Origin of the sequence: Cryobacterium sp. BB736, from assembly GCF_014980265.1 — a bacterium.
GTDB lineage: Bacteria > Actinomycetota > Actinomycetes > Actinomycetales > Microbacteriaceae > Terrimesophilobacter.
In genome coordinates this window covers 105,233-129,322 of the sequence record NZ_JABXWQ010000006.1, presented here as the reverse complement: position 1 = coordinate 129,322, position 24,090 = coordinate 105,233, and the positions used below count along the sequence as shown (strand labels likewise).

Annotated in this window: 21 protein-coding genes; 6 read left to right on the top strand and 15 right to left on the bottom strand. The window is 61.3% G+C overall.

Annotated elements, in window-relative coordinates; genetic code table 11:
* Positions 1-100: 100 nt before the first annotated feature.
* Entirely contained in the window at positions 101-1,414 is a 1,314-nt protein-coding gene (locus IRG63_RS12865; RefSeq protein WP_193510370.1) for a hypothetical protein, read from the top strand.
* Here IRG63_RS12865 and IRG63_RS12860 read toward each other — a convergent pair.
* From IRG63_RS12860 to pseB, 7 genes are all read right to left on the bottom strand, one after another.
* Complete coding sequence (locus tag IRG63_RS12860) at positions 1,411-2,340, bottom strand: GDP-mannose 4,6-dehydratase (protein WP_193510369.1); 930 nt, start codon at positions 2,338-2,340, stop codon at positions 1,411-1,413. The two genes, IRG63_RS12865 and IRG63_RS12860, sit on opposite strands and share 4 nt — an antisense overlap.
* Before the next feature lies 1 nt (position 2,341).
* A complete protein-coding gene (locus IRG63_RS12855; RefSeq protein ID WP_193510368.1) occupies positions 2,342-3,319 on the bottom strand; it encodes a GDP-mannose 4,6-dehydratase in 978 nt (325 codons plus the stop codon).
* A 77-nt stretch (positions 3,320-3,396) separates the two neighbouring features.
* Positions 3,397-4,635, bottom strand: a complete 1,239-nt coding sequence (locus IRG63_RS12850; protein ID WP_193510367.1) for a polysaccharide biosynthesis protein — start codon at positions 4,633-4,635, stop codon at positions 3,397-3,399.
* 40 nt (positions 4,636-4,675) lie between these two features.
* On the bottom strand, positions 4,676-5,260 hold the full coding sequence (locus IRG63_RS12845) for a GNAT family N-acetyltransferase (protein ID WP_370566272.1): 585 nt from the start codon (positions 5,258-5,260) through the stop codon (positions 4,676-4,678).
* Positions 5,261-5,268: 8 nt separating this feature from the next.
* Entirely contained in the window at positions 5,269-6,297 is a 1,029-nt protein-coding gene (gene pseI, locus IRG63_RS12840; protein ID WP_370566267.1) for a pseudaminic acid synthase, read from the bottom strand.
* Positions 6,294-7,421 (bottom strand): aminotransferase class I/II-fold pyridoxal phosphate-dependent enzyme, encoded by a 1,128-nt coding sequence (locus IRG63_RS12835; protein ID WP_168626455.1) that lies wholly within the window; start codon positions 7,419-7,421, stop codon positions 6,294-6,296. Before IRG63_RS12835 ends, pseI begins: the two co-directional genes overlap by 4 nt.
* Positions 7,421-8,401 (bottom strand): UDP-N-acetylglucosamine 4,6-dehydratase (inverting), encoded by a 981-nt coding sequence (gene pseB, locus IRG63_RS12830; protein ID WP_168626454.1) that lies wholly within the window; start codon positions 8,399-8,401, stop codon positions 7,421-7,423. The genes IRG63_RS12835 and pseB overlap by 1 nt, the downstream gene beginning before the upstream one ends.
* A gap of 376 nt (positions 8,402-8,777) precedes the next feature.
* Between pseB and IRG63_RS12825 the strand changes: the two genes are divergently transcribed.
* Together IRG63_RS12825 and IRG63_RS12820 are read left to right on the top strand one after the other, a co-directional pair.
* Positions 8,778-9,500: a glycosyltransferase gene (locus IRG63_RS12825; protein WP_168626453.1), complete on the top strand. Its 723-nt coding sequence runs from the start codon at positions 8,778-8,780 to the stop codon at positions 9,498-9,500.
* Positions 9,497-10,210 carry a glycosyltransferase family protein gene (locus IRG63_RS12820; protein ID WP_210422614.1) on the top strand — a complete coding sequence of 238 codons (714 nt, stop codon included), beginning with the start codon at positions 9,497-9,499 and terminating at the stop codon, positions 10,208-10,210. Before IRG63_RS12825 ends, IRG63_RS12820 begins: the two co-directional genes overlap by 4 nt.
* Before the next feature lie 46 nt (positions 10,211-10,256).
* On the opposite strand, the gene IRG63_RS12815 is transcribed toward IRG63_RS12820, so the two are convergent.
* Both IRG63_RS12815 and IRG63_RS12810 read right to left on the bottom strand, forming a co-directional pair.
* A complete protein-coding gene (locus IRG63_RS12815; protein ID WP_193510365.1) occupies positions 10,257-12,860 on the bottom strand; it encodes a hypothetical protein in 2,604 nt (867 codons plus the stop codon).
* A 132-nt stretch (positions 12,861-12,992) separates the two neighbouring features.
* Entirely contained in the window at positions 12,993-14,225 is a 1,233-nt protein-coding gene (locus tag IRG63_RS12810) for a glycosyltransferase family 2 protein (RefSeq protein WP_349236137.1), read from the bottom strand.
* 186 nt (positions 14,226-14,411) lie between these two features.
* Between IRG63_RS12810 and IRG63_RS12805 the strand changes: the two genes are divergently transcribed.
* From IRG63_RS12805 to IRG63_RS12795, 3 genes are read left to right on the top strand one after another with little or no spacing between them, the layout of a single operon-like run.
* The gene (locus IRG63_RS12805; protein WP_193510364.1) at positions 14,412-15,020 is read left to right on the top strand and encodes an acyltransferase; all 609 of its coding nucleotides are present in this window, start codon (positions 14,412-14,414) and stop codon (positions 15,018-15,020) included.
* Positions 15,020-16,096, top strand: a complete 1,077-nt coding sequence (locus tag IRG63_RS12800; protein WP_168626449.1) for a DegT/DnrJ/EryC1/StrS aminotransferase family protein — start codon at positions 15,020-15,022, stop codon at positions 16,094-16,096. Before IRG63_RS12805 ends, IRG63_RS12800 begins: the two co-directional genes overlap by 1 nt.
* Positions 16,096-17,085 (top strand): Gfo/Idh/MocA family protein, encoded by a 990-nt coding sequence (locus tag IRG63_RS12795; RefSeq protein ID WP_168626448.1) that lies wholly within the window; start codon positions 16,096-16,098, stop codon positions 17,083-17,085. The genes IRG63_RS12800 and IRG63_RS12795 overlap by 1 nt, the downstream gene beginning before the upstream one ends.
* Positions 17,086-17,113: 28 nt before the next feature.
* Here the strand turns inward: IRG63_RS12795 and IRG63_RS12790 are convergent, their stop codons facing one another.
* The 6 genes from IRG63_RS12790 to IRG63_RS12765 all read right to left on the bottom strand — a co-directional run bounded on the left by IRG63_RS12790 (position 17,114) and on the right by IRG63_RS12765 (position 24,079).
* Positions 17,114-18,541, bottom strand: coding sequence for a hypothetical protein (locus IRG63_RS12790; RefSeq protein WP_168626447.1), 1,428 nt, complete (start codon positions 18,539-18,541; stop codon positions 17,114-17,116).
* Positions 18,538-19,305 carry an AglZ/HisF2 family acetamidino modification protein gene (locus IRG63_RS12785; protein ID WP_168626446.1) on the bottom strand — a complete coding sequence of 256 codons (768 nt, stop codon included), beginning with the start codon at positions 19,303-19,305 and terminating at the stop codon, positions 18,538-18,540. Before IRG63_RS12785 ends, IRG63_RS12790 begins: the two co-directional genes overlap by 4 nt.
* Positions 19,302-19,907, bottom strand: coding sequence for an imidazole glycerol phosphate synthase subunit HisH (hisH, locus tag IRG63_RS12780; RefSeq protein WP_168626445.1), 606 nt, complete (start codon positions 19,905-19,907; stop codon positions 19,302-19,304). Before hisH ends, IRG63_RS12785 begins: the two co-directional genes overlap by 4 nt.
* The gene (locus IRG63_RS12775) at positions 19,904-21,082 is read right to left on the bottom strand and encodes an N-acetyl sugar amidotransferase (RefSeq protein ID WP_168626444.1); all 1,179 of its coding nucleotides are present in this window, start codon (positions 21,080-21,082) and stop codon (positions 19,904-19,906) included. Before IRG63_RS12775 ends, hisH begins: the two co-directional genes overlap by 4 nt.
* Positions 21,083-21,092: 10 nt before the next feature.
* The gene (locus tag IRG63_RS12770) at positions 21,093-22,883 is read right to left on the bottom strand and encodes an ABC transporter ATP-binding protein (RefSeq protein WP_168626443.1); all 1,791 of its coding nucleotides are present in this window, start codon (positions 22,881-22,883) and stop codon (positions 21,093-21,095) included.
* A gap of 107 nt (positions 22,884-22,990) precedes the next feature.
* Entirely contained in the window at positions 22,991-24,079 is a 1,089-nt protein-coding gene (locus tag IRG63_RS12765; RefSeq protein WP_370566271.1) for a glycosyltransferase, read from the bottom strand.
* Positions 24,080-24,090 lie beyond the last annotated feature (11 nt).

The following is a 24,090-nucleotide window of genomic DNA, read 5'->3' as shown; positions in this document are numbered from 1 at the left end:
ATATGTGTAGCAAAAGCGTCTGCGGAACGCCGGGGATGTCATGGTGCGAGACGGATCGTATCGGGCGCTACTGTGGGTGCGTCCGCGAAGAGGGAGAGCTGTGCTCACAAAAATGAGAAGCGCTGTCGATCTCGCTTCGTTCTTGATGCGTGCCGAGTGGGCAATTTTGCTGAGTGTTGGTAGCTTTCTGGTTGGATCCCTCCCCATGCTCGTCGGCCTACCGCCCGTAGTTGGCTGGGCGATCGCGGCAGCGGGCTTCGTCGTCGGTGTTGTGTTCATCGTCAAGGACATCTTCGGACTGCTCGGCCGCTGGTCAGAGTGGAGCATGCGTAAGGTAACCGCGCCAGTGGAGTTCGACGGTGAGCTTGTGGTGCCGGGCCTTCCCCAAATCGTGACCACTGAGGTCGGTAGGGTCGCCATTGATCCCGACGTTGACGCACTGCTCGCGAATAGTCAGTGCAACGTGAAGTGGCAGAGCGACCCCTATGAGCTGCCATCACCACTCGCTGAGATCGCCCCCTACGTCCTTCGCACCAGTGCCCAGGGACGCTGGCCCTTTAACGGTCCGAACGTTCGCCTGGAAAGCGACATATCCGCCGAATTCCTCACCGACAACCGGGATGTACTCATGCGACCGGGAAACTTCTATCGGGGCCTGTGTTCCAACGAACTCACTTCCTGGGTCATCACACGCGGCGGCACTCGCTGGCCCTTCGAGGAACAATTCATCTTCGATAGCCAGCATCGAATCCAAGCGCTGAGTCAAAGCCAGTTGCTAAATGGAGTCGGCGTCTCGACGCTTGCGGTGACAACCGACGATCGGCTGGTCATCGTCTTGCAGTCCAGAAACTCGCAGACGAGTGCGGGAATGTGGGCACCGTCGGGCTCGGGCGCCCTCGAACCTCAGGATGTTGCTGCCTCCCCTGACCAACTTCTTGTGAACGTAGTCTCGGCTGGCGCAGTCCGTGAGCTTCGAGAGGAAGGCAACCTCTCCGCGACAGCGGTCGGTGCTTCGGAAGTGATCGGATACGGCCGCTGGCTCGATCGTGGTGCCAAACCGGAGTTCTACTGCCTCACCGCGCTAACTGTGGCGTCGACCGAATTGCGGCTCGGATCAAATGCGCATCGCTTTGGTACGGAAGAGCGGACCTGGACGGCAGACATCCAGTTGATTGAACTCGACTTTGCCGGGGCGCAGTCGAGGGTCGACAACGACGCTTCCAGGCCGCTCTGGCGTTCAAGTCTTCTCGTTCCGAATCCCGCCGTTCTTATCGGAAGCGTCTCTGTTTCGCTGTCCTTGGCGCTGGACGCCCTTGTTCGCGCGCTCAGGCGAGACCCCGATATTGTGAGCAGGCTCCGTGATTTAGGTCGTGCCAGTCAGGTCGAAGAGTGGCAAGGAACTGAGGTGCACTAACGCGACTGTTGCTCGAGGTCGGCCAGCACCATCCGCTCGACCAGCTCGGAGAATCCGACGGTCGGCGCCCAGCCAAGCTCTGCGCGGGCCTTCGACGCATCGGCGCGCAGTTCGGCCGGATCCGCCGGCCGCACGAAGGCGTCGTCCGCGACCAGGTACTCAGCTGCCGACCCGAGGCCGGCCGCCGCGAACGCCGCGTCGGCGAACTCGCGCACGGTGTGGGTCTCGCCGGTGCCGATCACCCAGTCGGCGGGCTCCGGATGCCGCACCGCCAACTGCAGGGCACGAACATAGTCGGGGGCCCAGCCCCAGTCGCGGCGCGCGTCGAAATTGCCGAGGACCAGCCGGTCGTCGAGGCCGAGCGCGATCCGCGCCGCGCCGCGGGTGATCTTGCGGGTCACGAATCGGTCCGGTCGCAGCGGCGACTCATGGTTGAACAGGATGCACGACGACGCGTGCACGCCGCGCGCCCGGTACACGCCGACCAGGTGATGGGCGAGCGCCTTCGCGGCGCCGTACGGCGACAACGGCCGGATCGGTGTCTGCTCGTCTTGCGGGGCGGCGGCGTTCCCGAAGATTTCAGCACTCGCGGCGAGCACGAACCGCGACCCGACCTCGGCGGCCGCCTCGAGCAGCGGCGCGGCGGGCAGGGCGGTGGTTTCGAGCGTCCCCACCGGGTCGTCCCAGGACGCAGCCACCGACGTCTGCCCGGCCAGGTGGTACACCTCGTCCGGCCGCAGCTCGCGCAGCAGCCGCCCGATCAGCGCCGCGTCGCGGATGTCGCCGCGGTGCACGCTGATCAGGTCGGCGGCATCCGGTGCGCTCTCGCGCACCAGCGCGTGCACGTCGTGGCCCTCGTCGAGCAGGTTCCGGATGAGCAGGGTGCCGTCCTGCCCGCTGGCGCCGGTGACGAAGACGACGGACATGTCAGCTCGCCCGTTCGGCGTCCAGGTCGGCGTCCACCATCATCGCCACCAGTTCCCGGAACCCGACGGTGGGTTGCCAGCCGAGCTTGTCGCGCGCCTTGCTCGCGTCCCCGATCAGCAGGTCGACCTCCGCGGGCCGCTCGTAGCGCTCGTCGTAGCGCACGTACCCGGACCAGTCGTCAATCCCGATGCGCTCGAAGGCGACATCGAGCAGGTCCCGGATGCTGTGGGTCTCGCCCGTCGCGACGACGTAGTCGTCGGCATCCGGCTGCTGCAGCATGAGCCACATTGCGCGCACGTAGTCGCCGGCGAAGCCCCAATCGCGCTTGGCGTCGAGGTTGCCCATCGCGATGGAGTCCTGCCGTCCGAGTGCGATGCGGGCGACCGCCTGGGACACCTTGCGGGTGACGAATTCGGGGCCGCGCCGCGGCGACTCGTGGTTGAACAGGATGCCGCTGGAGGCGTGCATGCCGTACGACTCGCGGTAGTTGATGGTCATGTGGTGCGCGAACGACTTCGCCACCCCGTACGGCGAGCGCGGCCACAGCAGCGTCGTTTCGCGCTGCGGCACCTCCTGCGCCTTGCCGAACATCTCCGAGCTGGAGGCCTGGTAGAAGCGGACCCCATCCGAGTTGTTGCCGGCGTGCAGCCGGATGGCCTCGAGAAGATTCAGCGCACCCTTGGCGGTGACGTCGGTGGTGATCGACGCGTTCTCCCACGAGTACGCGACGAACGAGATGGCGCCGAGGTTGTAGACCTCGGTCGGGTTGGATCGTTCGAGCACCCGCAGCAGCGAGGAGGTGTCGGTCAGGTCGCCGAACAGCAGTGTCGCCTCCGGCAGCGCCTCGCGCACGAGCGGGATCTTCGGGTTGTTCTGCCCGCGCACCAGCCCGAACACTTCGTAGCCCTCGGCGGTCAGCAGTTCGCCGAGGTAGAGGCCGTCCTGGCCGGTGATGCCGGTGATGAGAGCGCGCTTCATCGTGTCCTTCGTGTGCGTCTCCGCCGCCGGAGAGGTGTTGAGTACCCCTTACGGTACTGGCTGCACGGGTGTCGCGGTCACGGTCGCGTCCTCCAGCGCAGCGCGACGAAGATGGCCTGGCAGGTGACCGAGGTCAGTTCGCCGATGGCCAGGCCCCACGCACCGCCGGCGGCGCCGAACGCACCGGCGAGGAGCAGGATGGCTGGCACCCCGGCCGCCGCGCCGATGAGCACGCTGGTCATGAACTCGCGGCGAGCGCCCAGGGCGACCAGCGTGACCCTGCCCAGCACCGTGCCTATGGCGATGCCGAGGGTGGCGACGCCGAAGCCGAGCGCGGTCGCCGTGTCGATGGCGACCGTTTCGCCGAACAGCAGGCCGGATAGGAACGGCCCCAGCAGCGCGAACGCCGCGAGGCCGAGCAGGCCCAGGCATCCGTGCAGCAGGAACGCGCGGCGCACCCGTGCCGGGAACTCGCGGCCATCGTCCTCGACCACCCAGCCCTGCAGCGCGTTGCCGAGCGCGGACACCGAGTACTGGCCGATCCGGTACAGCTTGTCGCCCGAGACGTACGCCGCCGCCTGCGCGGTGGGCGCCGTGATGCTGACGAAGGTCACCGCGAGCGAGTTGTAGGCGCCCCCGGCTATTTCGGTGGTCATCGCCGAACGGTTGCTGCGCAGTGTGCTCCGGATCTCGCCTGGTCGCGCCGCGAGCACGTCGCGCGCGCCGACCGTGCGCAGGAGGTAGGCGGCGATGCTGGCGATCGTGGCGACAATCAGCAGTGCCGGGTACCAGGTCACCTGTCCGAGCAGCAGCAACGCCGCCGCGGCGAGGGCCGTGGCGACAATCCGGGGCAGGATCTCGTACCGCACGATCAGGCCGGCACGGCCGAGTCCGATCATGAACCAGGATGACGACAGCCCGGTGAGCGTCATCGCGACGCTCATCAGCGCACCGTCCAGCCGGTTCGCCTCCGGGGAGGCGACGGCGGCGATCACCGCTGCGACGATGACCGCGGGCAGGAATAACGCGAAGCGGGCGTGCACGCTGCGGCGCAGCAGCTCGGTCCGGGCATCCGGTGCCGCGAGGGCGACCATTGTCGGTCCGACCGTGTTGTAGCCGAGTGCGACGAACAGCGCGGCGAACGCGCCGACCGACTGCCCGATGGCGATGGCGAGCCAGGCATCCGCTCCCGCCACGCGCGCCAGGATCGGCAGGAACAGGAACGGCGTGACCAGCGACAGGAACGGCAGACCGGCAAAAGCGAGGATGCGTTGGGTGAGCGAGGGGGTGCTCGGTTGCGGTGCGCTCGCGGTCATGAGGTCACCTTATTGGGGGCCGCTCCTGGTAGGCGTGAGCTCACTCTGCAATGCCCTCACGCATCACGCGAGTGATGTCGTCCCGAATTCCGAGAGGAATGTATCTGAGCCCGTTTTCCCGGATATCGGGCCAGGATTCGCGGGTCACGTCGTAAATGATTGTCGTCGTTGTTCCTCCATCTGCCCGCGCCAGAGGCGTCTCATCTTGTGACACGGCGACGAAACCTAGCTGAGTCATGATGTGGCGCATTGGAGCGTTGTGAGCGAGGACGCGACCGGTCAGGCGTCTCGCTTCAAGCCTGTCGAACGCATGGCCGTGGGCTAGAAGCGGCAGCGCTTTGCCTAGCCCAGCCGGTGCGCGGACGGGATCACCGAGCGCGATACCCCAGCTTCCCACTTTGGCCTGATCGTCCCAGTTCTCTATTTGGAACCAGCCGACTGGCACACCATTGCTTTCGACGAGGATTGTGCGGTCACGCATAGCCGGATGCGCGCGCGAGAACCACGCCTCGTGGTGTTGTCGAGGAATCTCAGCGTCGTTCGTGCTGACGTGTCTTATGCGGTCAGAATTGCGCCACTCCCACAGTGTCCACTTGTCGCTAGGGCGAACTTGGCGCAGCGACACCAAGGTGGTCAGGGCTCCTCCAGCAAGCTCCACGACACGGGTGTACCTGCACTGGCCTGTCGCGTGAAGGCTCGACCCATGACCTGGGTTATCGCCGCGGGAGGAAGCCCGCCGGCCGGCCTGACGGAGCGAATGTTTTCTGGGGTGGCGATGTCACCGGCTCGGACGTCGGCCGTAACGTACAGCGATGGACGCAGACGCAATGACTCAGCTTCGGCAGCTGTAGCCCAGACGCTCGCCGAACCCAGAGCACGGTGTGCTGCGTCGCATCCGTCGACGAGCTGCTTGACTTCGTCAGGTTCGAGGGAGAACGCGCTGTCTACACCGCCATCGGCTCTGCTGAGGGTCACATGCTTTTCGATCACGGTCGCTCCGAGAGCGACCGCTGCGATGGAGACGGCAGTTCCGAGGGTGTGGTCCGAGAGTCCGACCTTCACGCCGAAAAGGTCGGCAAGCACGGGGATGCGACGCAAGTGTGCATCATCGGGCGACGCGGGGTATGAGCTCGTGCACACAAGAAGAGTCAGGTCAGCGCAACCGCCGGCCCGCGCCGCATCGACGGCTGCCGCGATCTCTGCGACGGTGGCGGTGCCGGTCGAGAGCAGAACCGGCTTACCGGTCTGTGCGACGCGTTCTATGAGCGGAAGGTCGACGATCTCCAGTGACGCGATCTTGTAGAGCGGCACATCAAGCTCTTCGAGGAAGTCAACCGCAGTCTCGTCAAACGGTGTGCTGAATGCCACCATTCCGAGTTCGCGGGCGAGTTCAAAGATGGGCTGGTGCCACTCCCACGGAGTGTGGGCCTCCGCATAGAGGTCGTGAAGTGTGCGATTGCCCCACAGTTCGTGTCCGTCACTGACGCGGAAAGCTGGCGCGTCCACGTTCAGTGTGATCGTGTCCGCCGTGTAGGTCTGAATCTTGACCGCATGCGCACCGGCCCCGCCCGCGGCCCGCACTATGTCGAGGGCCCGCTCGAGGGATCCGTTGTGGTTGCCGGAGATCTCGGCGATCACCATGGGTGATCCTGTCGTTGTCACGAGAGCGCCTTCCGCACGAGTTCAATCACTCGATCCTGATCCGACGCGGAAAGGTTTGCAAACATTGGAAGCGATATCTCTTCCTTGTAATACTGCTCAGCCACGGGACACATTCCTCGCTTGTAACCGAGGTCCTCGAAGTAGGGGTGCCAATACGCGGGGATGTAGTTGACCTGTACGAGCACTCCTTGTTCCCGTAGGAACTCGAAAACACTGCGCCGCCGGTCTTCGCTGACTCGAATCGGGAAAAGGTGCCACATCGGGTCAACGTAGGCGCGTTGGTGGGGCAGCCTGACTCCGTCAAGGTCTCCTAGGCCTTCTGCGTAACGCTGGAAAACTTTCTTTCGAGCGTCCTTGAAGTCGTGTAACCGTTTGAGCTGACTTAGTCCGAGCGCGGCGAGCACGTCGGGGAGTCGATAGTTCAATCCCAGTTCGTGAACTTCTTGGTGCCATGGGCCTTCGTCCGGGTAGCGCTGTGCATGCTTGTCGCGAACAAGGCCGTGCGATTTGAACCTGCGGGCACGTTCTAGAAGTTCGGAACGTGTCGAGACGATTGCACCGCCTTCGGCCGTAGTCAGGTTCTTCGTGGGAAAGAACGAAAACGTGGTGATGTCGGCTACGGAACCAACTGGGCGTTCTCGGTATGTCGATGCGATCGAATGTGCTGCATCCTCCAGTATCACAACATCGTGCCCGGCGACTGCCTCGCGCAGGGCGGTGAAGTCGGCGGGGTGCCCGGCGTAGTCGACCGCGGCGACGGCTCGGGTTCGCTCAGTGATGAGTGCGTTGACCGCGTGTGGGTCGATGTTGCCCGTGTCTTCTTGCACATCGGCGAACTCGACCGTTGCCCCACTCAGAATCGCGGTGGATGCTGTTGCGACGAATGTCAGGGGAGTTGTGACGACGACGCTTCCCTTGTCGAAGCCGATCGCGGCGTAAGCGCAGTGAAGGGCGGCGGTACCGGAGCTCACGGCAACTGCTTCGGGCACACCTGCGATCCCTGCGATGGCTGCCTCGAACTCGGCAACGGTGGGCCCCATGGTGAGCCATTCGCCGCGGACGGCGGTGGCGACTGCGGCGACATCATCATCGTCGATCGACTGGTGTCCGTATGGAATAGCCACTAGTCGAGGCTCTCAAGCACGCCTCGAAGCTCGTCGACTCCAAGCCATTGTTCGTTGGTGTCTGATTGGTATGCGAACCCCTCTGGGAGGGTGTCGCCTTCCGGCGGTGTGAATCCCCAGTTGGCGATTGTTGGCAGGACGACGTAGCGGTCCCCCAATCGAAGCGTGCGGCGGCTGTCGTCGAGCGAGATCATCTCTTCGTGAAGCTTCTCGCCGGGGCGGATACCGATCTCGTGGGTTTCGCTCCCTGGGGCGATCGCCTCGACGAGGTCGAGGATTCTCATGCTGGGGATGCGAGGGACGTAGAGCTCACCACCTTGCATGAGGTCGAAGGAGTCGATGACGAACTGCACGGCCTGTGGCAGGGTGATCCAGAAGCGTGTCATACGAGCGTCGGTGATGGGGAGCGACTTGCTTTCCGCGGCCAATGCTTTGAAGTATGGAATCACGGATCCACGACTGCCCATGACGTTGCCGTAACGCACCACACTGAAGCGGGTTCGGTGTCCGGCGGCATAGTGATTCGCGGACTGGAAGAGCTTGTCGGCCGCGAGCTTGGTCGCGCCGTAAAGATTGAGCGGGCTTGAGGCTTTATCTGTTGACAAGGCGACGACTTTTTGCACGTTGGCGTCAATCGCCGCTTCGACGACGTTTTGTGATCCAACGATGTTGGTCTGCACATACTCGAACGGGTTATATTCCGCGGTGTCCACTTGCTTCAACGCGGCGGCGTGGACGACGAAGTCGACATCGTGCATCGCCCGGGTGAGGCGGTGGCGATCCCGGATGTCGCCGATGAACCAACGCAGCCGAGGGTCGTCTTGCAAGCCCTGTCGTACCTCGTACTGCTTGAGCTCGTCACGGGAGAAAATGACGATACGCTTCGGGTCGAACTCGTCGAGAGCACGACGAATGAAGGCCTTTCCGAACGAACCGGTTCCCCCGGTTACCAGGATCGATGACCCTCTTAGTATCGACATTGTCAACCTCTCGTGTGCGGAACGCCTCATAGACTCGCGTACGAGAATACGCCAGACCCCGTAGCCACCCGGACAGCGCGAGATCGGAGCAGTTGGAATGCGTGTTCTTCTGCGCGCAGACGCGGACTCCCTACGAGGAACAGGGCACGTGATGCGCTGCCTCTCGTTGGCTGAGGCGTTGATGCAACGCGGTCACACCGTAAGTTTGATGGCGTGCATCTCCTCAGTGCCGTGGCTTGAAGATCGACTCGCGGACGTTGCGATTGCGGTAATCCCCTGTGAACCAGATTCTCTTGATCTTGATGCGATCAGAGGTCATGAGCCAGATTGGGTCGTCGTTGATTCGTACTGGATCCCTCCGGACGAGATAACGCGCATGAACTCTGAAATCCGGTGCTTAGCGATCGTGGACGGAGACGATCGGGGAATCGTCGCGTCCCTCTACCTTGACCACAACTTGGGGGCGGAAAAGTCAATCCCGCCAGAACGCGCACCCGGCCGCACCCTTGCTGGCTCGCAATTCTCTCTGATCCGCGACGAAATCCTCCAAGCACGCCGCGAGGCTCCGGAAGCAATCCAGCACGACCCACCCCATGTGCTGGCTTTCATGGGGGGCACAGATCCGAATGCCTTGGTCGTTGATGTCGTTGCAGCGTTGTCTCGCAGCGATCTCCACCTGACGCTTACGGCCATTTGTGCGGCGGGTGCGATGGAATCGGTCGTTGAGATCGCACGCGAGAACCCAAATATTGAGGTACTCGGCACCACAAATGAACTCCCGAAATTGCTGAGCCGGGCGGACACGGTTATCTCCGCGTCGGGTACGAGCGTATGGGAACTTTGCACGCTCGGGATCCCCAGTCTTGTGCTTGCCACGGTTGATAATCAGTTGCGAAGCCTGGCTGCGGTGCGTGACGCCGGCGTGGCATACGGCATCGATGCCACGGGCAGCTTGGTCGCGGAGGACTTTGTGGCCGCGACCCGCACGCTTCTGACGGATGACGGAGCTCGGCATCAACTAGCGGCGCGCTGTCGGGACCTGTTCGATGGCCTCGGAAAAGATCGAGTGGCGGAAGCGATGGAGATGATGCTCGCGTGATTCAAACTCTGGCGATCCTCCAGGCGCGGGCGAGTTCTACGCGGCTGCCGGGAAAGGTTCTGGCACCCGTCCTTGGCGAGCCGATGATCGGCCGTCAGTTGGAAAGAATCGGCAGAGCAAACGCCATCGACGAGGTCGTTGTAGCCACATCGATCGACGAGTCCGATGACGATCTCGCGGAGGTACTCGTCAAAGGGGGCGCCATCGTTCGCCGGGGTCCTCTGGAGGACGTGTTGGCCAGGTTCAATCAGGTCCTAGATGAGTTTCGCCCCTCGCACATCGTGAGGCTCACAGCAGATTGCCCCCTCACCGACCCCGATGTCATCGACCGCGTTATCGAAGCTCATCTGGAATCGGGTGCCGATTACACATCAAATGTGCTCACTCGCACCTTCCCACACGGCTTGGATGTTGAGGTGTTCAAAGCCGAAGCGATGCGTCAGCTGCAATCGCTTCGGCTGAGCGATGAGGAGCGGGAGCACGTCACTCTCGGTATCTACTCGCGTCCCGACGAGTTTTCTCTCCACTCGGTGACTCAGAGGACGGATCAATCCCACTTGCGTTGGACCGTCGACTACCCGGCCGACCTGGAATTTGCTCGCTCCGTCTATGAGCGCCTCTACCCGCGCATCCCGGCGTTCACCACGTCTGATGTGATTGACCTTCTAGCCAGTCAGCCTGAACTGGCGGAGATAAACGCCCGCCTCTAAGCGCTGGCCGTCCCCCTGCGTCACGTTTCGGCTAGCGAGCCGCACGTCATTTGTGCAACGGCCCGCCTTGGAACTGTTGCGAACAGCCGGCCTCCCCGCAAACTTGCTCTCCGACTGGCCAACCCATTGGTCCTCGAATCCAACCTCGGGCAATCCATGCCGTCTCGATCAGCGACCTGTGTTCCACGCGGAATACACCTGCCGCACTTGAGTACAGGTACCCACCTTGGAAAATCTGTACTACGCCGTTGCCGTTCACCGTTTCAAACGGCTTGCCTGGGTCTAATGGGTAACCCAAGACACCTGAAGGACCATCGCGATCCTCATAGGATTTGGCGAGGACACCCGTCACCGGATAGACCGCCGACTGGCTCGGGCCGCCGACATAGCCGCCCTGGAACCTTTGCAGACAGCCGGTCGACCCGCACTCCAACTCCGATACTGGCCACCCCAGCGAACCTCGGATCCAGCCATCGCTGATCCAGTGAGCCTCTACCGGTGATCTATTCACGACCCGGAAAACTCCGGCGTCGCTGGAGTACAGATACCCACCTTGGAAGATTTGCACTACCCCATTACCGTTTACGGTCTCAAATGACTTGCCCGCATCCAGCGCGTTACCCAGAGCACCCGCAGGACCTCCATTGGCGTCGTAGTACGACTTGATGTCAGGATCGGTCACCGGCCAGAAGACTTCACCGGAAGACGAAACGACGCCGCCCTGGAACTGCTGGGTGCATCCACTCGCTGCACATTGCATCTCGGCAACCGGCCAACCCAGCGCCCCGCGAATCCAGCCCTGAGCGATCCAGTTCGATTCAACTGGAGACTTGTGAACCACGCGGAAGACGCCAGCCGCGCTTGAGTACAGGTACCCGCCTTCGAAGATCTGAACGATGCCGTCGCCATTTGCCGTGTCGAATGACTTTCCCGGATCGCGAGGTTGCCCTAGAACGCCGCTCGCGCCTCCACTGGCCTCGTAGTAGGCCAAGATCTCACGATCAGTAACGGGCCACCCGACGCCGCCGGAAGATGACACCGTCCCTCCTTGGAAGGCCTGTGTACATCCGGTGGGGCCGCACGTCTCTTCGCCTATCGGCCAGCCCAATGACCCGCGAACCCAACCTTGTGCGATCCATGCAGCTTCGATCGCAGATCGGTTCGCCACACGGAAGACACCCGCGTTGCTCGAGTAGAGGTAGCCGCCCTGGAAGATTTGCACCACGCCATTGCCATTGGCCGTTTCGAACGGCTTGCCCGGATCCAATGGGTATCCCAGCACGCCTGCCGAGCCTCCACGGTTCTCATACGAGTCCGCAAGGGCGCCGACCACCGGATGCACCACCGTCTTGCTCGGGCCGCCGATGTAACCGCCTTGGAACTGCTGGATACATCCTGCAGAGCCACACTCGAGCTCCGACACTGGCCAACCCAGCGAGCCGCGGACCCAGCCATCAGCGATCCAGTGGAACTCGACGGGCGACCGGTTGATTACACGAAACACGCCGGCGTCGCTCGAGTAGAGATAGCCCCCTTGGAAGACTTGTACAACACCATCGCCGTTGACCGTCTCGAACGATTTTCCTGAATCCAGCGGATAGCCCATTGCATTTGCCGGCCCACCGCGCGACCTGTACGAGTCCGCAATGACTCCGGATACGACGTGAGCGCCACCGGACTTGGTCCAGCCGATGATCCCGTGTTCGAAGTCCTGCCAGCAAGAGGTACTTGAAGGGGGACAATTCAGCGTGGCGACTGCCCGTCCGAGCAGACCGTTGGGGCCACCTGCAAGGTCGTGGGCAAGTGCGATTGCCGCAGCACCACTCGTGGCGGCCGGATCCCCGAACCAGTCGCTGTAGAAGAACCAGAAGTTGCGGTTTCCGTAGGACGAGCATGAATCGCCAGTCCCAGGGTACGAGTGCATTGCGGCGGAGTTGGGCTGATACGGGGTGTAGTTGTAAAGCCCAGCTGTTGCCCAGTTCTTGATGTTGACCGTAGTGCCACCGCAAGCAGTGTTCGGGTGATACTGCACGTACACGTTGCCAGGGTGGTAGCGAAACCGGTTCTCGGGCAATTGGTAGACCTTGAATTGCCTTGAGGCCATATACAGCTGATTGCCGAAGCCGTAGTAGAGCTCATTGCATGGCGCGGTGTCGGGGCATCCGTAGCCCATGGCGATACGAACCGCAGACTCCGAGGCTGTACTGCGAGTGATTAGACCCTGCTCCTTCTGGAGCGTGACGAGGAGCACCTTGGCCGAAATTCCGCACGCTTGCTGTGCGCGGAAGATGATCGTCGAGGCCAGAAGGTTCGATCCCCCCTGGAAGGCTTGGCAATACACATGTCCAGGTCGTGCTTGGTCAGAAATGTACGCAGCACGGTTTGCAACCGTGCTGCGGTAGGAAGCCAATGCACTTCCGCGCGCGACCAGGAACGCCTGAATCTGCGACTCCGTCATCGCACTGCCGTCATAGAAGTTGTCGTCGCTAATGATGTTGCCGGGATCAAAAGTCACCGGGTTGGGAAGTGCCGCTTCGGCGCGCTCTGACGGAAATAGTGCGACGAGGAGCGCCGGCAGCATCGATAGAGCCGCGAGCGCCGCAACCCCCTTGCGCCCTCGCCGAATGCGTTCCGTCGAAATATTTGCCACGATCACTCCCCCGCGTGCTTGCCGCACGAGTGTATGGCACCATTGCCTCAAATTCCGGCACTGCCGGACCGATAATTTGTCGTGTCCAAGGGCCCATTTGCGCGTGTAGTGCCGGGTGCGGCATTTCCGAGGCTACGGAACGGCGCTAGGTGCCGAGAGTGACGTTGCTCCCTGCGACATACTGTCGACGCGCATGATTGGAATCCGCCATGCCTCTGAGCCTGAAGCGGCATGACCCCACGCGGCCGCCCGTAGGCGTTCGAAGTATCTCCTCTGCCCGCGCAGAAAGATAGTTGAAACCCAAATCGCTCGCCATGGCACGCGTCGACCTTCTGGCAGTGCCATCGCTCGAGGAAGAGGATTCTTCGGCAGGTCGAATTCTTGCGCGAGCTCTCTGTAGTACCTATGGACTCGCGCCGAAACCAACCAGCTTCGGGCATACCAGAGTGAAGCGAAATGAGCGATCAGGCGGCCCGTCGCCTCTGCCAGACGCAATCGCCTCAATGAGTCGAGGAAACCAGTGTTGGGGTAGTTCATGCCGAATATCTGGCACGTTGTCTTGCCGAAAAAGAGGTCGATGAACCGGTTCTCGACTGCTTCGACTTCTGACGGCCCCATCGCGAGTCGGCGGGCCGCTGCAAACCCCCACACCGCTGTATGCAACCGATCGAAATAGCGCGGGCTCAACGCCCGGCGCGTGATGCTCTGAAACTCTTGATGATGCGTGTAGCCGACGAGGTCTGCTTTATGAAAACGCGTGACAAAGAACGGCAACACCAGAGTGAGAAGGTTGTCCTCGAAAAAGCAATACTCTGGGTACCACAGTTCGTTGGCTATGAGCAGTTCGCGCCGTGTGATCTTTGTAACGAGCGAGCCGTAGGTGCGGACCAAGCCGGATCGAATCTCGCTGGACACACCATAAGTTCCCGCCGTGATACCCATGGTGTTGGTGACTGGTCCCGACACTCCGTCCGCCATGTCAAAGTCGATGAAATCGAGCCCATCGTGCTTGAGCCGGTCGAAATACGCCAGAGCCTCGGCCGTAATGTCATCGTCGCAGTCGACGAACCACACATAGTCACCACGGGCGTGCCGCAAGCCGTTGTTCCTGGCCCTGCCTGGACCCGCGTTCTCCTGCCAGAGGATCTTCACCGGCACCGTGCACACTTCGGCAAAGTTCGTCAAGACGTCCCTGGTCCCATCCGTGGACCCGTCGTCGACGCAAATCACCTCGACAGAACCGTTAGGTAGATCCGCTAGCGTCCTCAAGAGGCGTGCTGAATTGTTCTGCGAATTATGAAATGGAATGATTATCGACAAGCTCGGAGTCGGTCTGCCCAGACTCGCTACATCGTTACTCGACACCCGCGAGACTCTACCAACTGGCTCGTGCTCGGCTCGTCCGGTTGACGGCTCGGCGAGTTTGCGGGTCCAACCGATCAGCCGCTAACGCACGTACGCTCGCCGCAATCGTCCATCTCGCCAGACGAGCGTGCGCAAGCAACTACGATGAAGAGGTTGGCTGCCTGCCGCCTACCTTCCGGAGCACTAATGATCGCCTCGAACGACCACGTCCATGGGTCTGCCGACGTAGCCCCAACCGCGGAAATCGCCGCGAGCGCGCGAGTTTGGCATTACGCGCAGGTGCGCGAGGATGCAACGCTCGGCGAGAACGTCATTGTCGGCCGGGGTGCTTACATCGGCCCGGGCGTTCATGTCGGGGACAACTGCAAGATTCAGAACTACGCACTGGTCTACGAGCCGGCCCGCCTTGCGCGCGGGGTATTCATTGGACCAGCCGTCGTTCTTACCAACGATCAATTCCCGCGCGCCGTCAATCCAGACGGCTCCGTGAAGTCTGCGACGGACTGGCAACCCGTGGGCGTCGACATCGCTGAGGGGGCGTCCATCGGTGCAAACAGCACATGCATTGCACCGCTCAAGATTGGGCGATGGGCTCTCGTTGGCGCCGGATCGGTAGTGGTTAAGGACGTTCCCGATTTCGCGCTCGTCGTTGGCAGCCCCGCACGGCGCGTCGGCTGGGTAGGCAAGGCCGGGCACCCACTCGTCCGAGAAAGCCGCGAACTTTGGGTCTGTCCCGTGACGAACGCCAAGTACCGCCAGACCGACGAAAACGCTCTCATGGAAGTGGAGAATTGATGATCCCCGCCGCTAGGCCCGAGATCGGCGAAGACGAGCGCGCCGCAGTTGACCGCGTTCTACGCTCCGGCATGCTCGCTCAAGGACCGGAGGTTGCAGCGTTCGAATCCGAGTTCTCCGAATGGGTTGACGGTCGGCACTCAATCGCAATGAACTCCGGCACGTCTGCCCTCCATTTGGCCTTCCTCGCTGGAGGTATTGAGCCTGGCGATGAAGTCATTGTGCCGTCGTTCAGTTTTGCTGCAACGGCGAACGCGGTCAGCCTCGTAGGCGCAACGCCCGTCTTCGTCGATGTCGAACTCGATCACTTTGCGATCGATGTCGCCGCCGTTGAGGCCGCGATAACTCCTCGCACAACAGCAATCATGCCTGTTCACCTTTACGGCCATCCGGCTGACATGGTCGCTCTTACGGCCCTTGCGGAGAAGCACGACTTGCTTCTTTTCGAAGACGCAGCGCAGGCTCACGCCGCCTCCATCGAGGGCAAGCCCGTAGGTGCATGGAGCGAGGCGGCATCCTTCTCGTTCTACCCCACCAAGAACATGACGTCGGGCGAGGGAGGCATGATCACCACCGCCTCAGATCAGGTGAATCGAGTCGCTCGGATGCTCCGGAACCAGGGCATGGAACGGCGCTACGAAAACGAATTGATCGGCTTCAACACACGCATGACTGACATTCATGCAGCTATCGGACGGGTACAACTCAGGAAACTCGAAGCATGGACCAAAGCTCGTCAGCGCAACGCCGCGTTCTTCAACGAGCATCTCGACGGCGTTGTCACGCCCCCCACCGCCGCGAATGCAGTGCACGTCTATCATCAATACACGATTCGGGTCGTCGACCACGATCGCGACGCCTTCGCGAACGAACTCACGAACCGCGGAGTGGGCAGTGGAGTGTACTACCCGACACCGATTCACAGGCTTCCGTCGTTCGGCCTTGACCTCGACCTGCCGAATACTGAACTCGCCGCGCAACAGGTGCTGTCGCTTCCCGTGTACCCGTCCCTTAGCGATGCCGAGCGGGAATCAATTGTGGAAGCGGTTAACGCCGTTGCTAGGGCGGGCGCTTGATGGCGCTTCGCGCGGGTCTCGTGGGCCTTGGCGTGATGGGAAGCAATCACGCAAGGGTGCTTGCAAATCTCGACGGTGTCGAACTTGTCGCTGTCTTCGACCCGGCCGAAAACGTTCCCGAGCGCGTTCACGATCGTCCGGTCATCCGCGACCTCGACCGCTTTCTTGGGCTGGGTCTTGACTACGCAGTCGTCGCTGCACCAACCGTGTTCCACCTGCAACTCGGAACACGACTCGCGGAGGCGGGCGTGCACGCCATCATCGAGAAGCCTGTCGCATCCACCGCCCAAGAATCTCGCGAACTTCGAGATCTCTTTGACGCGAAAGGACTAATCGGTGGGGTCGGCCATATAGAGAGGTACAACCCCGCGTTGCAGGCAGCTCGTCAGCGCATTCAAGATGGCGTGCTTGGAGAGATCTACCAGATCGCCACTCGCCGGCAGGGTCCGTTCCCCGGCCGGATCGCAGACGTAGGTGTCATCAAGGATCTTGCATCGCACGACATCGACCTCACCGCCTGGGTTGCGCAACAGGAGTTCGTTTCTGTTAATGCACGCACGGCACACCGCAGCGGTCGTCCCCACGAAGATATGGTTGTCGCCGTCGGTACGTTGTCGGACGGCACGATCACCTCGCACACCGTGAATTGGCTCACCCCCTTCAAGGAGAGAGTGACGATCATCACTGGTGAGAATGGCGTACTCCTCGCCGATACCCTGAGCGCGGACCTCACCTACTTCGAGAACGGACGCATTCAAGTTGCCTGGGATCCAGGCGAATTCCGCGGGGTCTCAGAAGGAGACATGACCCGTTTCGCGCTCGACCGCAAGGAGCCGCTGCGAATGGAGCACGAGGCATTCCGGGACTCAGTGTTAGCGGGCGAGCCCCGCGGCATCGTGACTCTTGCCGAAGGGACTCGCGTCGTTGAGATCGCCGAGAGCATGAGCTTAGACGGGCGCACTAACCGGCTGGACGCTCACGCAGAGTAGCCGCATTAATGCACCCTCTGCAGGTCGCCTAATTCAAGCGAGCCTCGGCCCAACTCCGGAAATTCTCGACTGCGCCCGGCTTCCAAATCGAATCAAGAACCGAAGGCTCATCATCGGCCTCGGCGTCGAGCATCGCCCGCGAGATTCGATCAACCTCACCTACTCCTTGTAGCGGTGGTCCAAAAAGGTCCCCGACGTAATAGTCGGTGTAGGGACTATCGCGCACGAACACCTGGCAACCCATGGCAAGGGCCTCGAAAAGAACGGTACTCGCCGTTCCCACGACCGCTCTTGCAGTAGAGAGCGATTCGTAGACATCGGCGTTGTCATCGACATGGAGCCCGGGCTCAGCCAGCATCCGCCCATACCGAGACGACAGAACCGCGCGCTCTGAAGGATGCGGACGAAAGCGCACCACCCATTCGGGAGGCAATGCTCGACGCAACGAACGGGCGAACTCGATCGTCTCTTCAGGGAACGAAACGCTGGAAACCAAGAGCACCTCCGAGGGGCGTTCGTTCCATTGTTCAGCTTTGGCGGCCATCGATTCCAGATGAGGCTTCCCGATTGCGATCGCGCGACCGGGGTGCCGAATACCGCTGCTCCAGTATTCGCCGAAGGTCAGGACTTCGTCCGGCAGCGTGACGAGGAGTTGGGGATCGCGCATTGCAGCGCCGAAATTGTAGGCGCCGTGAGTCGGTCCGATCCAGCCATGCTGCGGCTCCACGACGAGTATTCCCCTCGCCTTAAGCATCGCAATGAGTGCCGCCCTGCCCCCGTATGAGGCGTCTTCCATAATGACTATTCGGGGTCGCACGCGATCAAGAAGCTTCGAGAACTCTGCTTCGAAGTACGGCGCGATCGAGGCAGAATAAGTCGCGCTGGCAGCTATCGCCACTAGTTGGTCGTCGGTGATCTGTCCCTCCAGCCGCGCGGCAAACTCCCGCACTAACCGTCTCACGAGCGCCGAATCCACTCTCTTGCGAGATAGTCGTGCGTAGCCGCCGGAACGCGCTGCCATGGGGTCCAGCGACCGCGTCATGGTAAAGGCCGGCGGCGGAGAACTGATCGCGTGCCACTGCACAACTGCCGATAATTCAGGGAACAGATCGAGATAGTCACCGATGAGCCAATTCCGTAGACCCGCCGACACGCTGTGGGTCGTCCCGCCGCCAACTATGTACAGGATCGGGCGCTCGGATCGGAGTTGCCGTGCGTCCCACTGTGAAGGCAGCAGGGAACGCAACAACCGTTGCCACGCACGCACTTGCGATGAAGCGGCTGGTTCTGAGGGGGCCGAGCCGTAGTCTCGGTGTTGCATGGCCGTCATGAATGCAGTACGCACATCGGGCCATAGCGGAGAAGTAGCTCCCGGAATTCGCTCGAACAGGATGTCGGGCGCCGCATCCTCAAGGTCCAGAAGCGCCTGCGTGCCTGGAGCCGTCTTGAGCTTCATGAGCGGTCCGCCAGAGATCTCAATTGAGCGGGAGCGGGGTAGGAGATGAGCACCGCGCGGTGCTTGCCGTTGAGCACGAACATGCTGCCTGCCGCGACCGCGGATGCTCCCTTGTCGAGCGCAGCCCTGAAGTCGTCGAACCCTGACGCCCCACCCAGCGCGATCACGGGCACACTAACCGCGGCCGCGACAGACTCGACGAGTGGCAGGTCGTAGCCGGTGAACGTACTCTCGCGGTCGATCGAGGACACGAGGATTTCCCCAGCTCCGAGCTCCTGCGCGCGACGAGCGGCTTCGCTCGGCGACAGGCCCGTGCGCTTCGAGCCACGGCGGACGTAGGTATCCCATCCGCCTGTCAGCTTCTTCTTGGAATCAATGCTCACCACAGTGCTGGACGAACCTAAGTCCTCTGAGATCTCAGTGACACTCTCTGGCCGCATCACAAACGCGGTGTTCAGCACAATTTTCTCGATCCCGATGCCGACGACGCGCTTCGCGTCCTCGGCCGACGTGACTCCGCCTCCATAGGCCACCGGCATAAAAGCCTCGCTGGCGATCTCCTCGATAAGCGTGAAATTCACTCCGGTGCCCTTGACAGATGCGTCAATGTCGCACACTACAAGCTCGTCAACCTGCTTTTCGTTGAAGATGCGGACAGCGTTAATGGGATCGCCAATGTACTTCCCGCCCCGGAACTTGACAGGCTTGACCAAATATCCGTCGCTGACGAGCAGCACCGGGATCACTCGAGGGAATGAGTTCATAGGTTCGCGAAGTTGCTCAGGATACGCATGCCGAAGGCATGGCTCTTCTCCGGGTGGAATTGAGCACCCATGACGTTGTTCGATCTGATCATCGACACAAACGGACCCCCGTAGCTAGTGACACCCAGCACGTCTTGATCTCTGATGGGTGAGACCCTGTATGAGTGCACAAAGTAGAACCGACTCTCGGGATCGAGTCCAGAAATTAGAGGGTCATCGCGTGCGGGCGCCATTGTGTTCCAGCCCATATGGGGCACGCGGAGTCCAGGAACTTCCGGGAATCTCGTGCTCGTGCCGGGAATCAGTCCCAGTCCCGGCGCCTCGCCCTCTTCGCTTCCATCGAGCAAGAGCTGCATGCCCAAGCAGATCCCAAGCAATGGCTTACCTGAAGCGGCGAACTCCCGTACAGCAGTGTCTAGCCCCTGGTCACTGAGGAGTTGACTCCCCGTGTCGAAAGCTCCAACCCCTGGCAGAAGCAGCCGGTCGCTCGCGGTGATCTGTTCCGGCGCGCTGACCAACCGCCACTCGGCTCCTACACGCTTGAGCATGTTGGCGACCGAGCCGAGGTTGCCTAAGCCGTAGTCGACGAGCGAGACGCTCATCGGAGGATGCGCAACTTTCTCAACACGCTTCCGAGCGCTGCAGTGAAGGCGAAGAGACGGTCAGTGGACGCTTTGGCGTTTGGGTATTGCGAGTAGTGCACTGGAGGTTGTTCGAAGATCGACTCGAGTTCAGAAGGGGTCACGCCGAGCTTCTTCGCGATGAACTCGTGATCCTGCCGCCGCAGATCGTCTGGGTAATTGGTGGTCTCCATCAGCGCGAGCGCTTCGTCTCGCGTCATCTGGTCGGACACAATGAGCGATGAGTAGTGCGCGAGACGCTTGTCGAATCCGAACTTGTGGGGCAGGTAGTAGCCCTGGAAGTATCGTGTGAACACGGACTCATAGTGCTTGCCGCCATAGTCGCGCCACGAGAGCTCGTCGGCGATTTCTTGCTTCGCATCCTTGTAGATGTACGGCATGTAGTTCAGTAGCGGGACCGTACGGATGCGCCTGACTTCGGGGTACCACAGGTTCCGCTTTGCTAGACCCATCAGTGGATACGTCTTGAGCTTTACCGTGCCGAACTGCTTCTGGATTGCCTTCACGTGTCTGGCGTCCGAGGAGTCGTAACCCCAAGCTGGCGGCAGGATCGACTCGCTCGCGAAGTTTGCGCCGGAGAGTATGTACTTGATCCCGTACTTCATCGCCTGCGAGTAGGCGACCCAGCTGAAAGCATGATCGGTAGGCGTATCCGCGTTGGCGACCGAAGCCTTAAAGAACGACAGCTGAAGGTCCTTCATCTCGCGCCAGTCGACCACGTGCGTGTATAGATCGAGGCCAAGCTTTGAAACGAGGTTGTGAATGTTGTCGACAGCGAGTTCGCTGTTCCATCCGCTGTCGAAATGTACGGCCAGCGGGCGAAGACCCAACCTCACGGCCTGGAGAGCTACGTAGGAGCTATCGACCCCACCGGAGATACCGATTATGCAGTCGTAGGGCTTTCCCTCGCCAGACTTTTTAATCTCGGCGACGAGAGCGTCGAGCTCCGAGATCCGCTCCCCCGCTTGCGCCCTTCGCAATTCCGGAGCAAACGCTGACTCGAAGCGCAGCACGTGGGACGACACGCCGCGTTCATCGAACCATATGTCGGGATCGGATGTGTCCATGATGGTGCGGGTACATCGCTGGTAAGGCCGAACCTCAGTCGACCGGGACACTGCTCTCGACTCTTTCATTACACAAAGCCTAAGCGAGACCAGCGAGCTGAGCCTGCTCTGCGAAATCTGGGAACTGCGTCACGAGCTGCTCGAATGTTCCCGCACCCGCCAACTCGCCGTGGCGCAAGAAGAATATTCGATCCGAGTGTTTGATAGTCGCGAGGCGGTGCGCAACCACGATGACGGTGACATCTCCTCCAAGGTTTGCGATCGACTCAGTGACTGCGGCCTCCGTCTTGCTGTCGAGTGCGCTCGTCGCCTCGTCCATGACAAGCACCAGCGGGTCGGTGTAGAGAGCTCTCGCAATTCCGAGCCGCTGTCGTTGACCCCCGGATAGCGCTATTCCACGTTCGCCGATCGGCGCATCGATTCCCCCATCACGATTGCCCACTACATCCCAGAGCTGCGCGCGCTCCAGTGCACTTCGCACGCGGTGACGATCAGCGTCGTCGGACCAAGTGAGCGCAACGTTCTGCGCGATGGTCGCATCGAAAAGTGCTACCTCTTGCGGGACATACGCCACTCGCTCACGCCACGCCCGACGAATATCGGAGAGCCTAACGTCGTCCACGAAGACATCACCGTGAGTCGGCTCGATGAGACCAAGCACTAGGTCCACCAACGTTGACTTGCCAGAGCCGGATTCTCCGACAAACGCGACCGTGGTGCCGAGATCTATGTCTAGCGAAAGGTTTGAGATCGCGGGCTCCGCGTCGTCGGCATAGCGGAACGTTACATCGCTGAGCCGAATGCGCGTGGCATTCTCTGGCACGGCCAGAGCCGACTCCGGTGCCGCGGTCTGAGCCGCAAGCTCCGTTTCTGCCATCTCCTCTAGCAGGCGTCGCGAGTAAGACATGTTTGCCAGCATTCCCGAGACCACGGACTGGACTCGTACCACTGATGGGGCGATCCGGAAGCCGGCTAGCCCAAACAAGGCGACGGCAGACAGTGCCAGTTCGGGACCCCGTTCTGGTCCGCCGAGAATGAAAGCCATCGCGCCGACAAGAAGGAAGCCTCCAACCAGGCCGGCCTCCAGCACATAACGCGGGATTGTTGCCAGGAAGATCATTGCAGCGCGGGCGGTCGCCGTGCCTGTTCGACTCGTCTTGACGACCCCCGCAACCTCGGATTCCTTGTTACGAAGCGCGACCTCCTTCATCGCGCCAACGATCTCAAGGACCAGTCTCCCCGTGCGAATCGCAAACTTCACATAGTTCTCGCCGACCGCCCGCGATCGTTTCCCGATCCACGCATGCAAGACAAGGCCGATCGCCAGCATATAAACCAAGGTGACAAGCGCCAGCAGCGGCTGCACCACCGCAAGCGTTGCGATAACAGCAACCAGACTCACAACCTCGCCAATGAGGGAGGCACCGGGAATGATAAAGGCGTTCACGGCCGCGTCGACTCCGCTGTCACTGAACCGGAGCATGTCCGCTGAATTGCGACGAAGGCGAGTCATCCAGGGGGCGTTTATGTAGGCACGAAATAGGCGGTCACCGATGGCAACCTCATACCGTGCAATCCGGTAGACACCCCAGCGGGTGATCACGATTGAGAAGAAACCTTTCGAAATCATCAATGCGCACATGATCACGATCGCCCCGATTACACCGGTCGTCGTCAGTTCGCCGATGACAGGCAGAGTCACGGGCTGCCCGGATGCGAGTGGTCCAATGATGACGGCGAGAAGCCCAAGCGCCGCCACGTCAAGAATCGAGAGTGACGCGAGGAGCCACGAGTAGCCGAGAACGAATCGCCGGCCGCCCGGCGGAAAGACCGCGAGAACATCCCGAAACAGGGAGTACAACTCTCTCAACCGTGACTCCATACCCTCGTTGCTCACTGAACCCAGATCAGCGAGTGTAATTTTTTCTCTTGTCGAGCCGCACACCCGACGTCGTGTCAAGCACTTGAGGACGCGACTTACTTAGCGGTGAGACGTCCAGCAGTCAGCTTCGTGATGAGTTCCTCCCAGACTGTAGCTTGCGATTCACTCGATAGTGCATCAGCGTGTGCCGCCGAAGCTGTCTTCCACTTCGCCACGGTCTCCGATGTGATCGACTCCAGAGCCCGCGCCAACGAGGACGGCTCAAAATCGTGGAGCACCAAGCCGATCCCATATTCGTCGACGAACCTCGACATCTCTGGTGACGGACCCACGATCACACCCAGCCGTGCCTGCACGAAATCAAAGAACTTATTTGGCAGGCACCACGCCAGATTGAACGTTGTCGGTGGGAAGATGCTGAGCCCAAGGTCGTACTCATTGAGAGTCGGAACGAGCTCGTCATACGGCACCGGTTCCCGGAATCGGATGCGACCGTCGCCGGCGGCGAGCTCCTTCAACTGCCGCATGAGAGCGGAATCCCCTCCCACCAGGTAGAGGTCAAGAGTCACGTTCGCCGACGACTCGCGCACTCCGGTGATCATGAGATCAAGGCGACGCTGCACCGCGATACCGCCACTGTGCACTAAGCGCAATGGCGCGCTTACAGGCCGAGCATTCAGCTCGTAGTACGGCGTGGCATTGACTACGAGGGTTGACTCGAAACCGAATTCGCGCTCGTACTCATCCGCGATGCCCTGACTCACCGTGACAACGGCGGACGCGCGCGGGACCTTGGTGCGGCAGAGCCACCGGAAGTAGGGAGCGATCAGCAGCCGCCACAGCAACGAGTGCTCTTCCTGTCGCGGCGCGTACTCATGAAGGTCAAGGAGGACGCCGTGGCGAGGTTTAAGTCTGAGTGCCGCTTCGATGGTCTTCACGTCGTGTGCGATGACAATGTCCCAGTCGCCGCTTCCGACGAGGCGCGAGGTCACCCTGTCTAGCGCGTTGATACGAGTAAGTGGCCAGTACCAACGCAACACGAGCAGGATGGCCGCCAAGAGGCGTCCGATAAGGCCCCAGCGCTGAGGCGGGAGCGCGGGAATCTCGACGTGGGGCACCTCGGAGAAGGGAGAGGGACCGAACCCTGCCGTCGTCACATCGTGTCTGTCACGCAGGAAGCGCACTTGCTTCAACG

Coding starts and splice junctions, on each gene's coding strand:
- IRG63_RS12860 (WP_193510369.1), bottom strand. CDS start 2,340: ATGTCCGTCGTCTTCGTCACCGGCGCCAGCGGGCAGGACGGCACCCTG.
- IRG63_RS12855 (WP_193510368.1), bottom strand. CDS start 3,319: ATGAAGCGCGCTCTCATCACCGGCATCACCGGCCAGGACGGCCTCTAC.
- IRG63_RS12850 (WP_193510367.1), bottom strand. CDS start 4,635: ATGACCGCGAGCGCACCGCAACCGAGCACCCCCTCGCTCACCCAACGC.
- pseB (WP_168626454.1), bottom strand. CDS start 8,401: ATGTCGATACTAAGAGGGTCATCGATCCTGGTAACCGGGGGAACCGGT.
- IRG63_RS12825 (WP_168626453.1), top strand. CDS start 8,778: ATGAACTCTGAAATCCGGTGCTTAGCGATCGTGGACGGAGACGATCGG.
- IRG63_RS12805 (WP_193510364.1), top strand. CDS start 14,412: ATGATCGCCTCGAACGACCACGTCCATGGGTCTGCCGACGTAGCCCCA.
- IRG63_RS12800 (WP_168626449.1), top strand. CDS start 15,020: ATGATCCCCGCCGCTAGGCCCGAGATCGGCGAAGACGAGCGCGCCGCA.
- IRG63_RS12795 (WP_168626448.1), top strand. CDS start 16,096: ATGGCGCTTCGCGCGGGTCTCGTGGGCCTTGGCGTGATGGGAAGCAAT.
- IRG63_RS12790 (WP_168626447.1), bottom strand. CDS start 18,541: ATGAAGCTCAAGACGGCTCCAGGCACGCAGGCGCTTCTGGACCTTGAG.
- IRG63_RS12785 (WP_168626446.1), bottom strand. CDS start 19,305: ATGAACTCATTCCCTCGAGTGATCCCGGTGCTGCTCGTCAGCGACGGA.
- hisH (WP_168626445.1), bottom strand. CDS start 19,907: ATGAGCGTCTCGCTCGTCGACTACGGCTTAGGCAACCTCGGCTCGGTC.
- IRG63_RS12775 (WP_168626444.1), bottom strand. CDS start 21,082: ATGAAAGAGTCGAGAGCAGTGTCCCGGTCGACTGAGGTTCGGCCTTAC.